General features: G+C 59.1%; 11 protein-coding genes. 5 read left to right on the top strand and 6 right to left on the bottom strand.

Going from position 1 to position 14,207, the window contains the following annotated elements:
* Nucleotides 1-39 precede the first annotated feature (39 nt).
* A complete protein-coding gene (locus tag CPA54_RS03295) occupies nt 40-999 on the bottom strand; it encodes a 1-acyl-sn-glycerol-3-phosphate acyltransferase (protein WP_043560044.1) in 960 nt (319 codons plus the stop codon).
* 195 nt (nt 1,000-1,194) lie between these two features.
* On the opposite strand from CPA54_RS03295, the gene CPA54_RS03290 reads away from it, so the two are divergent.
* From CPA54_RS03290 to CPA54_RS03280, 3 genes are all read left to right on the top strand, one after another.
* Nucleotides 1,195-3,300, top strand: coding sequence for an autotransporter assembly complex family protein (locus tag CPA54_RS03290; RefSeq protein WP_249085521.1), 2,106 nt, complete (start codon nt 1,195-1,197; stop codon nt 3,298-3,300).
* A complete protein-coding gene (locus tag CPA54_RS03285) occupies nt 3,300-7,523 on the top strand; it encodes a translocation/assembly module TamB domain-containing protein (protein ID WP_249085520.1) in 4,224 nt (1,407 codons plus the stop codon). The genes CPA54_RS03290 and CPA54_RS03285 overlap by 1 nt, the downstream gene beginning before the upstream one ends.
* Nucleotides 7,524-7,594: 71 nt before the next feature.
* A complete protein-coding gene (locus CPA54_RS03280; RefSeq protein ID WP_043560048.1) occupies nt 7,595-8,239 on the top strand; it encodes a YceI family protein in 645 nt (214 codons plus the stop codon).
* 48 nt (nt 8,240-8,287) lie between these two features.
* Here CPA54_RS03280 and CPA54_RS03275 read toward each other — a convergent pair whose 3' ends face one another.
* The 3 genes from CPA54_RS03275 to CPA54_RS03265 all read right to left on the bottom strand — a co-directional run bounded on the left by CPA54_RS03275 (nt 8,288) and on the right by CPA54_RS03265 (nt 10,703).
* Entirely contained in the window at nt 8,288-9,088 is an 801-nt protein-coding gene (locus CPA54_RS03275) for an SDR family NAD(P)-dependent oxidoreductase (RefSeq protein WP_081563181.1), read from the bottom strand.
* Nucleotides 9,089-9,166: 78 nt separating this feature from the next.
* The gene (locus CPA54_RS03270) at nt 9,167-9,739 is read right to left on the bottom strand and encodes a CarD family transcriptional regulator (protein ID WP_227431438.1); all 573 of its coding nucleotides are present in this window, start codon (nt 9,737-9,739) and stop codon (nt 9,167-9,169) included.
* Nucleotides 9,740-9,827: 88 nt separating this feature from the next.
* The gene (locus CPA54_RS03265; protein WP_086431419.1) at nt 9,828-10,703 is read right to left on the bottom strand and encodes a bestrophin family protein; all 876 of its coding nucleotides are present in this window, start codon (nt 10,701-10,703) and stop codon (nt 9,828-9,830) included.
* A gap of 119 nt (nt 10,704-10,822) precedes the next feature.
* Between CPA54_RS03265 and CPA54_RS03260 the strand changes: the two genes are divergently transcribed.
* On the top strand, nt 10,823-11,944 hold the full coding sequence (locus tag CPA54_RS03260) for an S-(hydroxymethyl)glutathione dehydrogenase/class III alcohol dehydrogenase (RefSeq protein ID WP_081563478.1): 1,122 nt from the start codon (nt 10,823-10,825) through the stop codon (nt 11,942-11,944).
* Nucleotides 11,944-12,795, top strand: coding sequence for an S-formylglutathione hydrolase (fghA, locus tag CPA54_RS03255; protein ID WP_373364567.1), 852 nt, complete (start codon nt 11,944-11,946; stop codon nt 12,793-12,795). Before CPA54_RS03260 ends, fghA begins: the two co-directional genes overlap by 1 nt.
* A 64-nt stretch (nt 12,796-12,859) precedes the next feature.
* On the opposite strand, the gene hisI is transcribed toward fghA, so the two are convergent.
* Together hisI and CPA54_RS03245 are read right to left on the bottom strand one after the other, a co-directional pair.
* The gene (gene hisI / locus CPA54_RS03250; protein ID WP_081563179.1) at nt 12,860-13,282 is read right to left on the bottom strand and encodes a phosphoribosyl-AMP cyclohydrolase; all 423 of its coding nucleotides are present in this window, start codon (nt 13,280-13,282) and stop codon (nt 12,860-12,862) included.
* A 1-nt stretch (nt 13,283) separates the two neighbouring features.
* Complete coding sequence (locus CPA54_RS03245; protein WP_249085519.1) at nt 13,284-14,132, bottom strand: folate-binding protein YgfZ; 849 nt, start codon at nt 14,130-14,132, stop codon at nt 13,284-13,286.
* Between the last annotated feature and the right edge of the window lie 75 nt (nt 14,133-14,207).

The raw sequence follows: 14,207 nt of genomic DNA, 5'->3' as shown, positions 1-14,207 counted from the left end.
CTGTCCGTGAATCAGCGGGCTATGAAAGAAAGAAGCAGGTCATGAGCGGGTGGAAGGGGTGATATCCTGCAGACGGTTCTGCCGCAGGTCTTCGCTGCCCTGTTCGATGGCGGCTCGTGCAGCATTGGAGAGGGCCTTGCGGGACGGGTAATCCTCCGGCTTGATGGGAGGGTGGAACACGACAGTGGCCCGCATGGAGCGCCACTTGCCAAGGCCCATCAGATGGGGGCCAAAATCCATGTCTCCGAACCACGAAAAGACGAAAGACCGTCTGTGCCGCCCTACGGGCAGGCCCTCCAGCTGGTCATAAGCCACCGTGACGGGCTGGATGATGCAGGAGGGGTGATCGTCAGTGGCCGGGTCACTGGGGCGGCGGACTGGTTTCGCAATGGCAAAGAGTGACGACATGAAAGGCAGCAGACCATTGCCTTTGGAGGTCGTACCCTCCGGGAAAAAGGCGATGTCATACCCTTTGCGCAGTTGGTTGATGACGTTTTCGACATCCTGTCCGGCTTCCTGCCGGTTGCGGTTGATGTAAATTGTCCGGCCAAGGAAGGTCAGATAGCCGATGACAGGCCAGTGGCGGACTTCCTGTTTGGCGATGAAGAAGGCCGGAAGAACTTTCCCCAACACCAGCACGTCCAGCCATGAGCAGTGGTTGGCCACGTAGATGACCCGTCGTCCATCAGCCCGTGGCGTGAGGGACCCCGCCCGCTCTCCGATCGTGCGGACTTTCAGGTTGAGGATGCGGCAGGCCACGCTCCAGAAAAAGAGAGGGAAGCGGCGGAACATTTTGCCGGGCATGAGCAGGCACGACCCCTGCCCGACGCACCCGGCAGCAGCCCAGGCCAGCAGGGCACCAGCCCGCAGGCGGGCCCGCAGACGGTCCGTGAATGTATCCTGCAAGGCACGGTTCTGCTCGGCAAAAAGACGGTCCGGGTCGAAAACCGGCCGATGGCTCTTTCGTTTTTTTGTTGGGTGAGGCTCTGCAACAGACATAGTCGTCTAGATAGGCATTTTATGGAAGAGAGACAATCTTTATCAGCAGGATAGGGCGATCTTCCTGTCGTGACAGTGAAGAATGCTTCATATGACAGAACAGAAACTTTTTTAGAACAGAACTGTCTGTCATAAGGGGCCGGAACAGCCAGTGTTCTGGAATATATGCCGGAACTGGTTGAATCAGCGGGAAAAATGACGAGTCATCATTTGGCAGGCAGGATGGGGAAACGGTCGGAGCGTATTGCAACGCTACTGTTGTGTGTGTTGGTGCTGGGGTGGGAGACCATGCCGGTATGGGGTGAGGACAGCATGCCTGTCGTGCACGAACTGGTGCGGCACGCCCTGCCTTACACGACAAAGATTGAACCGGTTGATGACAAGGCCGTCACGGATGGCATGGCGGCAGCGTCCCAGCTGGTCAGTCTTCAGGCTACACGCAGTGTTGGTCCATATGCTCTCGCTGGCCGGATAAGGGCTGATTATGAGCGGGTGCAGGGGGCGTTGCAGTCGCGTGGTTATTATGGCGGGCATGTGAGGATCAGTGTGGAGGCCGGCGGCAGAACCGTGGATGGCCGTGCGCCGGATCTGGCTGGTTTTCTGGCGTCCGTGCAGCCGGGAGAGGCGGTCACGATCCATCTGGGAGCTGTATTGGGGGAGCAGTTCACGGTTGGGCGGATCATCATTGTCGGGGAAGATGGTGATGGCCAGGGGGCGGCTGGCAAGGCTGCGGATGGGAAACAGGAAAAGGCGGACCAGCCTTCCGTACGGCAGGTTCTTTCTCTCTCGGAGGGGGAGCGCAGCAGCCTAGGGCTGAAGGAGGGAGCCCCTGCTGTTGCAGAGGATGTGCTGGCCATACAGGGCCGCCTGCTGACATATCTTCAGGAAGAAGGCTACGGGCTTTCCGACGTGCAGGCGCCTCAGGCCATCCTGCATCCGGAGCGGAAGCAGATCGATGTGCAGATCAGGATGAAGCGGGGCCCCAAACTGGTCATTGGCCCCATGACGCTGAAGGGGCTGGAGCGTGTGAAGCCGGATTATGTCCGACGCCGCATGTTGCTCAGGGAGGGGCAGCTGTATCAGCCGTCCGTGCTGGAGCAGGCACGTCTCGATCTGGGGAGTACGGGGCTGTTTGCTTCGGTCATACAGAAGAATGGGGACAAGGTATTGCCCCTACCCAGTCAGAAACCTGCCCCTGGTGGGAAAAAGTCGGCTGGGAAGAAAATGGCGGAACAGCCTCTGCCTCCTGGAGTGGAGGGGGCGCTGCCAATCGATTTTGATTTCAGCGAAGGCAAACGACACCGTCTGACAGGTGATGTCGGTTATTCGACCGATCTTGGCGGGCGTGCCGGCGTTTCATGGCTGCACAGGAACCTGCTGGGCCGTGGTGAGCAGCTGCGTGTTGCTGCCATGGCCACGGGGCTGGGTGGAACAGCCCAGCAGGGCCTTGGCTATGACGGGTATGTGGATTTCATGAAGCCGGATTTCCTTCAGCGCAGCCAGTCGCTTGACCTCCGGATCGAAGCCATACGTCAGCTTCTTTATTCCTACCGGCAGACGGCTTTTCTGGTTCAGGGGCGTGTGGAACGCCCCTTGTGGAAGGATTTTTCTGGCAGTGTAGGCATGACGCTGGAGCAGGAACATATCCGCCAGTTTGGCAGGAAGGCGGAGTATTTCATTGCTTCTGTTCCCATCAAGCTGGATTATGACGGGACGCATCGCTCAAGCCCCATTGAACCGGCGACGCATGGTTTCCGTGTTTCGCTGGGTGTGACGCCATCTGTTTCCCTGGAGCACAAGACCTCGTTCTTCATTCCCATGAACATGCAGGCTTCCACCTATTTCGATCTGGCCCGTCTGGGGCTGACCAGGCCCGGCTCCAGCGTCATTGCCATGCGTGTCATGATAGGGTCGATCCAGGGGGCTTCCACCTGGAATCTTCCGCCGGATCAGCGTCTGTATGCGGGAGGGCCGGGGTCCATCCGTGGTTTCCGCTATCAGGGGGTCGGGCCTCAGTATGGAACGACCAAATATGCCATAGGCGGGACGAGCATGGATGCCGGGACAGTGGAGTTCCGGCAGCGTCTGCCAAAGAATTTCGGTCTGGCGGCCTTTGTGGATGCAGGCCAGGTCAGTGGCAATTCCATGCCTGGTCATGGGAGACTGCGTGTCGGTTGTGGCGGGGGTGTCCGGTACTTCACGCCGATCGGCCCTGTTCGTGTGGATGTGGCCATGCCGATCAACCGGCCGAACCGTGGTGACAAGTGGGAACTCTATCTGGGCCTTGGGGAGACTTTCTGATGCTGGCGCTGGGACGCAGGATTCTCCGTTACGCCGTCGTCTTTCTGGGATGTGTGTGCCTGCTGGTGGCCGTGCTGCTGGTGGGTATCAATCTGCCACCGGCAAAACGGTTCGTGGAGCAGAAATTGCCAGAGTGGTCAGGCGGCATGGTTCAGGTCGAGGGGATGGAAGGGATTCTGCCCTGGCATCTGGCGCTGTCTCATGTGGTTCTGCGGGACCCGCAGGGCATATGGCTGGAAGGGCGGAATGCGGACCTCCGGCTCGGCCTGTTGTCCCTGCTGCACAAGCAGGTCCATGTGCGGCACCTCTCTGCGGAGCAGCTGGCCTATGTCCGCAATCCTGCTTTCCCACCGGACCCGAAGGCGCAGGAAAAACCTTCAACTGGTCTGCCAGACTGGGGGGTGCGGGTCGATCATCTGGGCCTTTCCCTGCTGACAGTCGGGCCGACTGTGTTCGGGCAGGCGGCCAGTCTGAAGATTGAAGGCAAGGCCCGGCTGGAAAGCCTCAGTGCGCTGACCCGTATGCCTTCATTCAAGAAAATGCCGGCCCTACGGCTCTGGGTGAAGGCAGAGCGTCTCGACAGGCCGGCCCATCTTCTGGTTGATCTGCAAACCTGGCGGCACAGGACACATGGCCAGCTGCATTATGATGAAGATGCTCAGGGATTTGCAGCCTCGCCGGGCGGGCTGGCTGTGTTTGATCCTCTTTCGGTTGATCTCTCCCTGCATGGGCCTTACAGGGCACTGGCCGTAAAGCTGGATGTCCGGGCTGCTACCCAGCAGGACAGCCCCCTGACGGCCCTGCTGAAAGGTCGTCTCGACCTTGTCCATCTGAAGAATGACCTGACACTGGATGTCCATGCGCCGCCCATGACGGTTCTGCCCGGTATGGGGTGGGAGAAGCTTGATCTGGCTGCCGCTCTGGATGGCGCCATGCTGGACCCTCATGGCACTATCCGGCTTGATGGCGTGAATCTGATGGCAGCAGGGGCCGGGGCAGGGCATCTGCATCTCCAGCTTGATGGGCAGGGAGGTGGCCTGCAGGCCCTTCTGGCACGGGATGCCATGACGTTCAGGAAGGTCATCAGAGGGCAGAACAGGGAAAGCAGGCTTTCCCTGTCCGCACGTTTTGATGGTGTCCGGGTACCTGGAAAAGCCCCAGCCATGCTGGCGGAGGCTCCGCTGGTTCTTGCAGCAACAGTGCAGCCCTATCGGGTGGACAGGCCCTATGAGGTGCATCTGGAACATGATGCGGTACGGCTGAATGTTACGGGAACGATGACTTCGGTTCTGGACGGACACATGCAGCTGGATGTGGGTCGGTTGCCGGAACTTGCTGCTCTGCTCGGCCAGAAGCTGGCCGGATCGTTCCATGCTGGTGGGGCCTTCAGCGTTCCTCTGGGGGCACCGGGCAACATGACGGCCCGTCTGGAGGGGCATTTTGGCCTGAAGGAAGGCCCGGCACAGGCAGTGGCCCTGATCGGAGATCAGGGAGCCTTGCGTCTTCAGGCGAAGCGGGACAGGGCGGGTCTGCTCCAGCTGGACCAGCTCTTTCTGGGAGGGAAAGCGTTCCGGCTGGAAGGGAAAGGCCAGCTGGACCCACAGCAGGTAGTGTCTGCCTCGCTCAGGTTGGCCCTGTCTGATCTGTCCGCATTGCATGAGGCCCTGCGAGGGCAGGCCACGCTGGAGACCAGAGTGGAAGGATCGGTGACGGACCTTGCCACACAGGCCCATCTGGCAGGAATGCTGGGGGTTGTGCATCCTGGTGTTTCCCTGCCCATGGCGCCGGTGGATCTCCATCTGGACCTGGCCCATCTTCCCTCCCGGCCGCAGGGGACAGTGCAGATGCAGGGTACGCTGGACCGTGCGCCCCTGAAGCTGCACATGACGTTTGCCCGCAAGGATGATGGCGAGGTCGTGGCCGACCTTGATACTCTGGCGTGGAAGGATCTTCAGGGGCGGGCCGCCCTGGCTCTGCCGACCGGGCAGCGCATCCCGTGGGGTGATGTGGAGTTGAGGATCGCCCGGCTGGATGGTTTCAGCCGTCTTCTGGGGCGGCCAATGGCCGGGCATCTCCAGCTGGGTCTGCATACGGTACCGGGGGTGGAGAAAGGGCTTGCGGGAGCTCCAGCGCCTGACCGCCTGACTCTGGCGCTGGATGGCCAGTTTCATACGAATGGCTATGCCGTGAAAATGGCGAGCCTGAAGGGTGAGCTTCAGCATCTTCAGGAAGACCCGGTGGCGGACATGTCTTTCCAGCTTTCTGGTCTGCAGGTCAATGACATGACGGGTAGCCTGAAGATGCGGGTGAAAGGACCACAGACAGCCTTGGGGATTCAGGCTGATGGTCTTTTTGAGCATGTCATGCAAGCTCCGGCCCGTTTTGGGCTTCTGGCGCAGGCTGACATTCCGGGGCAGGCCGTGAAGCTGGGCAGACTGTCTGCTGTTCTGAAAGGTGAAACCCTTCGTCTCCTGCGGCCGGTGACTGTGCATTACGGGCCAACCATGGCAGTTGACCACCTGACTCTTGAAGTCCAGCCTCCTCATGGTGTTGCCGCACGGGTAATGCTGAATGGTAGTCTCAAGCCAGAGATGGCTCTTGAAGCCAGCCTGGAGCATGTCACACCTGCCCTGGCAGAGCCATTTGTTCCGTCTCTTCATGCCGCAGGTGAATTCGCTGCTTCAGCGAGATTGAAGGGCAGTCTGGCAGCTCCAGCGGGCCGGATTACGCTGGATGGGACAGACCTGCGCCTGATGAGTGAGCCGACGGCGTCCTTCCCGGCGGGACGACTGCATGTTCAGGCTGATCTGAATGGGAAACAGGCCCAGCTGCGGACGGAGCTGCGTGCCGGTGAGCCGATGGCCCTGCTGGTGACAGGCCGTGTGCCGCTGTCGCCAGCAGGGGATATGGACCTTGCTGCAAAAGGGCGGCTGGTCCTGTCGGTTGCCAATGCGTTTCTGGGGACGGATGGCATGGCGGCCGGTGGGCAGATGAGCCTCGACCTTGGCATCAGAGGTCCCATGAAGCAGCCCAGCATCGATGGGAGTGTGCAGCTGCATGGCGGTTCGTTCGACCATTATGCTCAGGGGGTGCATCTTCAGGCCATTGATGCCGTGCTCATGGCTCATGGGGATACGCTGGTTCTGGATCATGTCACGGCCCGGGCGGGGCGGGGAACATTGGGGATGAAGGGGCAGGTGGGTGTCCTGCGGCCTGGTCTGCCGGTTGACCTGGAGTTCCTCATGGAGAAGGCCCAGCCGATACAGAGTGACATGTTGACGGAGCTTATCAACAGTCATCTGCATATTCATGGTCAGGCTACGACCAGGCTTGATGTCGAGGGTAACATCACGGTGCCGGAGGCTTCGATCACCCTGCCTGATTCCATGCCGGCTTCGGTGCCGCAACTGGAGATCATCACGCCGGAAGAGGCCAGGGAGGCTCCCCGACCGGAGCCGAAACTGGTCGTGGGGCTGAATATTGATTTCATCTCTCCTGGCAGACTGTTCGTCAGGGGGCATGGCCTGTTTGCCGAGATGCAGGGCAAGCTGCACATAGGTGGTGTGAGTACGGCACCCCTGCTGACAGGCGGGATCAATCTGAAGAGGGGCAATTTCAACCTGGCGGGGATCAATCTCAATTTCACACATGGGCAGGTTGGCTTTACTGGCGGTGGTGCGGCCCACCGGCTTGATCCGACAATCGATTTCAGAGCGGACCGCAACGCCAATGGGACTCTGGCAAGCCTGCTCGTGCGTGGTTATGCGAGTGATCCGAAGATTGATTTTGTCTCCAATCCGAGCCGTCCGCGTGATGAGGTCCTCTCCATCCTGCTTTTCGGGACGGACAGAAACTCTCTTTCTTCAACTCAGCTGGCATCTCTGGGGTTGGCGATCGTGCAGATTGGTGGTGGCTCTGCTTTTGACCCGATGGGCAAGGTCCGCAGTACGCTGGGGCTGGACCATCTGGCCATTGGTGGGGGCAACAGCGTGGGCAAGGGGGCTGCCAGTGTGGAGGCAGGCAAATATGTGATGAAGGGTGTCTATGTCGGTGCCAAGGAAGGTCTGTCCGGCAAGGGGGCGCAGGCGCAGGTCAAGGTTGATCTGACAAAACGGTTGCAGCTGAACACGACAGTCGGCACTGGTGGACAGGTGACAGGCTTTACAACTCCGGAGAATGATCCGGGCTCCAGCGTCGGGCTCTCCTATGGGATAGATTATTAGAGCCTGCTCCTGTAGAGAAAAGAGGCAGAGGCTTCAGTCTGCCACACGTTTTTACAGGGGAAGGACCTGCCATGCGTTTCTCATTACGGTCTGTTTTTACGGCCATTGCTCTTTCCTGCTCGGTTCCGGCAGTGGCGTCTGCACAGGTCGTGACGGATGCATCCCAGATCCAGCCGGGATATTACAGGGTCGAGCCCCAGCATACGCAGGTCAGCTTTACCGTGCTGCATTTCGGTTTTTCCGTGTTTGAAGGGCTTTTCTCCGGGGCTTCTGGTGTGCTTCGGCTGGATCCCCGCCAGCCGGAAGCCTCCAGCCTTTCCGTTTCCGTGCCGGTGTCTTCTGTCCTGACGACAAACAGCAAACTGATGGAGGAGCTGAAAGGGAGCGAATGGCTGGCGGCGGGCCAGTTTCCCAAGGCTGAGTTTGTTTCTGTCAGTGTCAAACAGACGGGACCGAATGACGCCCTCGTATCGGGCAACCTGACACTGCACGGCATCACGCATCCTGAAACGCTGCGTGTTCATTTCCTTGGGGCGGGCGTCAATATGCTCGACAAGAAATATACGGTCGGTTTTGATGCGACAGCGACCATCAGACGCAGCGATTTTGGCGTCAGGATGTTCATTCCGTATGTCAGCGATGAAGTTGAGTTGAGGATCGCTGCCGCTTTTGAACGGCAGGACGTGGCCGTTCCAGCAGGATCGGATGACAGGTGAAAGGCAGATGGCCCCGGCGGAACATCTGCGCCGGAGCCGTCTCTGGTCTTATGATGACCAGTTGTGTTCAAAATCTCCATAAAGGGTCAGGCCACCATCGACATAGAGTGTCTGGCCCGTGATGTAGCTGCTTTCCTCAGAGGCAAGGAATCCCATGGCCGTAGCGATTTCGTCGCTGTTGCCGGGACGTTTCATAGGGATGTGGCTGGCAACTGCTTCATACTGCTTGGGATCGTTCACCCAGGCATCGTTGATCGGCGTAACAATGGCGCCGGGTGCGACGATGTTGAACCGTATTCCACGGGAGGCATATTCCAGAGCCAGGGTACGGACGATGTTGCCCACGGCACCTTTGGAAGCTGAATAGCCCAGATAATGAGGCTTGGGGATCAGCTGGTGGACGGAGGAGTTAACAACGGTTCGCCCCTTCACGCCGGTTTTCAGCCAATAGCGCAGGGCCGCACGGCAACAGAGCATGACGCCTGTCACGTTCACGGCCATGACACCTTCAAAATCGGCCAGTTTCACGTCTTCGGAGGGAGAGGGAATCTGATAGCCTGCATTGCAGATGAGGATATCAAGGCCCCCCATGCCTTCAATGCTCTTTTGGAAAACGCTTTCGACAGCTTCTTCACTGGAGATGTCACCGGCAGCGATGACATGCTCGCCGCCAGCCACTTTTGGGAGGGTTTCCAGAACGGTCCGCAGTTTGTCTTCCTTGCGTCCGTTAATGGCTACCTGTGCCCCGTGTCTGGCGAAATACTGCGCAGCAGCCTCACCGATTCCCTGGGAGGCGCCGGTAATCAGGACCTTCTGCCCTGCAAAACGCTTTGATGAAGTTGTGGACATAACCTCTAACCTTTCCCGTCAGGGTTCTGGAGGAAGCACCCCTCCCGGAGAGACAGGTCTGAGGGAGGGGATGAGGGATCAGGCGTTCTTCATGGTCTGGGTCAGATCTTCAAGAACCTTGGCCGGATCCTTGTTCTCAAGTACAGCCAGCTCGGCGACGAAACGTTCCTGAGCGGCTTCGAAAAGTTTACGTTCGGAAAAGCTGCCGTCAAGGCTGTCCACATTGCGGCGCAGGTCACGCAGAACCTCCGCAATCTGGACAAGATCACCGGAGTTGATCTTTTCCTGGTAGGCCACGGCGCGGCGGGCCCACATGCCACGGCTGACATGCGGCTTGCCCTTGATGACGGACATGGCCTTGTCCACGATCTCGCGCGTGGCGATCTTGCGCAGGCCGGATTTGCGGGCCTTGGCAAGCGGGATACGCAGTGTCATCTGGTTGCCGGGGAAAGAAATCTGGATCATTTCGATCTTCGTGTCGGCGATCTCTTCTTCACCGATACGGTCAACCCGGCCTACGCCGTGGGCGGCGTAAACGATGGCATCACCCTCGCGGAAAGGATTCTTTTCCTGCTCTGGGTCTTTCTGACGGGCAGTGTGCTCGGCGGCGGCGCGGGCCATCTCGTCAGTAACACCACCCTTCTGGGACATTCTGAAGCTGTTGTTCATGGCGGGGAGGATAGCAGAAAAACGGGAATATGTCTTGCAGAACCTGAAACTGGTCTTCCATGGGTGTCTGTCATGGCATCTGCCCGAAGCGGGGCTGTGGCAATGGGTGATATTCCATGCCCAGTGGCTGGAGCAGGTCCCGCTCGATCGTGCGGCTCATTGTCAGCATGGGCAGGGAATGGGGGCTGACCTTGAAAGGCTCCTGAAGGTTCTGCCCGCTTCGGTCCAGCATCTGGAAGAGCACGCCAATGATGCTGGAGCCCAGCGGGGTGATCCAGCCCAGGGTCTGCACGGCGGACAGGGGCAGCAGGATGCAGAAGAGATGCGTGATGACTTTTGGCAAAAGTGAGTACTGCACGGGCAGGGGCGTGTTGCGGATGCGTTCCAGTCCGCCCTGGGCATTGGCGAGGTCGGAGAGGATACGGTCCACCGTACCATGTACGGCTCCGTCTATGTGCCGTTCCTCAACCAGGGTACGGACCTTCTGGCCGATTCTGTAAAGCAGGGCATTGGCCGGATTTGTGCAGGAGAAGACAAATCGGTAGGTGTCCGCATCCAGCAGGCCCTGGATGGCGCTGTCCGGCTCGTTGCCGCTCAGTGAGGATTTCAGGATATAGGGATAGGCTGCCATGGCCCGGGCCAGGCTGGGCTGCCCTCCGAGCAGGGACTCCAGTTCTCGCCCGAAAGAGCGGCAGTTGTTGGTGATGGCGCCCCACAGGGTGCGGGCTTCCCACCAGCGGGCATAGGCGGCGTTGTTGCGGATTCCCAGAAAAATGGCCAGGGCTGACCCCATGAGAGAAAAGGGAAGGGCGGGCTGTTCCATCCATTCCTGATGGAATATCTGGAACAGGATGACCACCACGCAGTCCCATCCTGTGAGGATGACCAGAGGGGGGAGTATCTCCCGGAAGAGTATGGAAAGTCCGTAGCGGCGTTTGATGATCAAGGTGGCAGATTCCTCACATGGCGAGTGGTGAATATGTCAGGGCTTGAAGCCCGTTCATTCTGTGGCACAATTCGGGCCGCAGAAACAGCGACAGACAGAATTAATAAGGGGTAATGAAAATGGACGTTCGCGCCGCAATCGCTCTTGAAGCAGGCAAACCGCTGGTTGTTGATACCGTCCAGCTGGAAGGGCCCCGGGATGGGGAAGTGCTGGTGGAGATCATGGCCACGGGGCTGTGTCATACGGATAAATACACGCTTTCCGGCAAGGATCCTGAAGGTCTGTTTCCGTCCATTCTGGGGCATGAGGGGGCCGGGATTGTCCGTGAGGTCGGTGCCGGGGTGAAGCACCTCAAGCCTGGTGATCATGTCATTCCCCTTTATACCCCGGAATGTCGTGAGTGTCCGTCATGCCTTTCCCGCAAGACCAACCTGTGCACGTCCATCCGCAGTACGCAGGGCAGAGGCCTGATGCCGGATGGCACGACACGGTTCTCTTACAAGGGAAAGCCGGTCCACCATTATATGGGCTGTTCCACATTCGCCAATTTCACGGTCATGCCGGAAATTGCCCTGGCAAAGATCCGTTCTGATGCTCCGTTCGACAAGGTCTGCTACATCGGCTGCGGCGTGACGACCGGCATTGGTGCCGTGCTGTTCACGGCCAAGGTCGAGGCCGGCTCCACCGTGGCGGTGTTCGGTCTGGGCGGAATCGGCCTGAATGTCATTCAGGGAGCCAAAATGGTCGGGGCAAACCGCATCATCGGCGTCGACATCAATCCCGAGCGTGAGGCCATTGCCCGTAAATTCGGCATGACGGATTTCGTCAATCCCAAGGATCTGGGAGAGAATGGTGATCTTGTTGGTCATCTCATCGAACTGACGGGGGGCGGCGCCGACTATACGTTCGAGTGTGTGGGTAATGTCAGCCTGATGCGTCAGGCGCTGGAAAGTGCCCATCGCGGCTGGGGTGTGTCCTGCGTGATTGGCGTGGCCGGTGCAGGGCAGGAAATCAGCACGCGGCCTTTCCAGCTCGTGACAGGTCGCCGCTGGATTGGCTCTGCCTTCGGGGGGGCCCGTGGCCGGACTGACGTTCCGAAGATCGTGGACTGGTACATGGAAGGGCGCATCAACATTGATGATCTCATCACCCATGAGATGAAACTGGATGACATCAACCAGGGCTTCGAGATGATGGAGCGTGGCGAAGGCATCCGCAACATTGTGAATTACGGGCTATGATGGGCAGGAATCCATTCACACTGATTGAGCGTCATCCCTGCTGTGGAGGGGAGGTACACTTCCTCTCCCACCAGTCGCAGGAACTTGGGTTACCGGCCCGTGTCAGCATTTTCCTTCCGGCAAAGGCGCTTGCTGGTGATCGTGTGCCTGCCATTCATGTTCTGGCGGGCCTGACCTGCACGCAGGAGACGTTCCTCATCAAGAGCAACGCCATCCGTCATGCGGCGGACCATGGCCTTGCCCTGGTGGCGCCGGATACATCCCCACGGGGTGCAGACGTGGCCGGGGAAGATGATGCCTATGATCTGGGCACGGGTGCCGGCTATTATGTCGATGCCACGACAGACCCATGGGCGGCCCATTATCGCATGGGCTCCTATGTGCGCCGGGAGCTGCCTGCTCTGGTGGAAGAGCATTTTCCCATCATGGCCGGACGCCGTGGAATCATGGGTCATTCCATGGGAGGCATGGGGGCTCTGGCTGTGGCGCTTGGTGATGCTGGAGCGTGGCAGACTGTGTCAGCTTTTGCTCCCATTTCTTCACCCTCGCAGGTGGATTGGGGGCATAAGGTGACGGATGCCTATTTTGGCGGGCACGAGGCCGAGTGGGCGCAGTACGATCCTTGCCTTCTTCTGGAGGCCGGCATGACCCATCCGGGCACGCTGCTGGTCGATCAGGGACTGGATGACGAATTCCTGTCCCGTTTGCAGCCGGAGCGGCTGGAACAGGCGGCAAAGGCGGCTGGGCAGTCCCTGACACTGCGGCGGCATGAGGGGTATGACCATTCTTATTGGTTCGTGCAGAGTTTCATACAGGACCATCTCAAACATCATGCCGAGGGCTTGCTCTGATCATTCATGATTATGGCGTGGCTGAAGCCCTTTCCACCTTCGGGTCGGAAAGGGCTTTTCTGTATCAGGATGATTTTTTCGTGCTGTAAAGTTCTTCAGGAGCAATGGCCGGGCTGGTCAGCTCTACACAGCCGGCAGGGGTGAGGGACTGATAAAAGCAGCTGCGGCGACCCGTATGGCAGGCAACGCCTTTCTGCTGGACGGTCAGGAGCAGACAGTCCGCATCACAGTCCAGAGCGGCGGCAAGAAGGTGCTGTTCCTGCCCGGAGCTTTCTCCTTTGCGCCAGAGTGTGTTCCGGCTGCGGGAATAGTAGCAGACCCGCCCTGTTGCCAATGTTTCGGCCAGGGCTTCCCGGTTCATCCAGGCCAGCATGAGAACTTCGCCGTTTTCATCCTGTGCGATGGCGCTGATGAGGCCCCGGCTGTTGAAATGAACTTCATCCAGCAGGGTTGTCAGGGTAGGATCGGTGATAGGCTGCCAAGGCATGTTAGGAGTCCTTTTCTTGGGTCTGTTCCGTATCTCTGGGGAGCCAGTCAGGCCAGTCCAGCGTGATGGGGTGACCGTCCAGCTGTAGCCCGCTGGTGTTCCAGGCCCGACGGTGCAGCAGGGCGAGCCCGTGCTGACCGGCATGTGACCTGAGCTCACCGACCTCCTGTCCGTCCAGTGTCACAGCGCCCTCATCGGGTAGGGGCTGGCCATCGGTAGACCGTGCCGGCAGCAGCCGTTTCTTGATGAGCCCCCGATAATGGGTCCGGGCGGTGACCTCCTGCCCCAGGTAGCAGCCTTTGGTCCATGATACGCCATGGAGGTGGTCCATGTTGGCCTCCAGCACCAGTGTCTGGCCGGGGACGATATCCTCATCTCCCGGAATACCGGTTTGAAGGCGCCGGGCAAGCAGGGCGTCGGCTTCTCTCTGCTGGACGGCTTCATCATTGGCGGGAGAGCCTGGAATGATGGCCCGCCAGCCCAGTGCTGGATGCCGGGGGTCTGCAGCATGGATGAGTGCCCCGTCCGGCCGTGGGGTTTCCGGCGCTCCTGTCAGGATGGTGGCGTCCATCCGTTCCATGTGTACGTCTGCTCTCAGTCTGAAGCGACGCAGGGTTTTCAGGAGGGAGTCCGTTTCAGTCTCCGGGAGGTCGAGAAGGAGAGCCTCTTCAGTTTTCCATAGGAAGAAGAGCGTCTGTATGCGTCCCTGAGCATTGAGCATGGCGGCCCATGCGGTCCCGTTTTGTGAAAGGGCCTGTACATCATTGGTTATGAGGCCGTTCAGAAAGCTGGTCCGTTCATTTCCTGTGAGTGAAATGACAGAACGGCGTGAAAGATGGTTGCGCTTCATCAGTGTCCGCATGATAGTGGTGGCAAAAGAAAAGGGACCTTCGCCCTATTCCAGCATGGCATAAAAGGTATCATT

The sequence above is a fragment of the Parasaccharibacter sp. TMW2.1890 genome (assembly GCF_023337645.1).
In the GTDB taxonomy this organism is placed as follows: domain Bacteria; phylum Pseudomonadota; class Alphaproteobacteria; order Acetobacterales; family Acetobacteraceae; genus Bombella; species Bombella apis.
The sequence above is the reverse complement of the archived record's forward strand: the minus strand, read 5'-3'. Positions and strand labels throughout refer to the sequence as shown.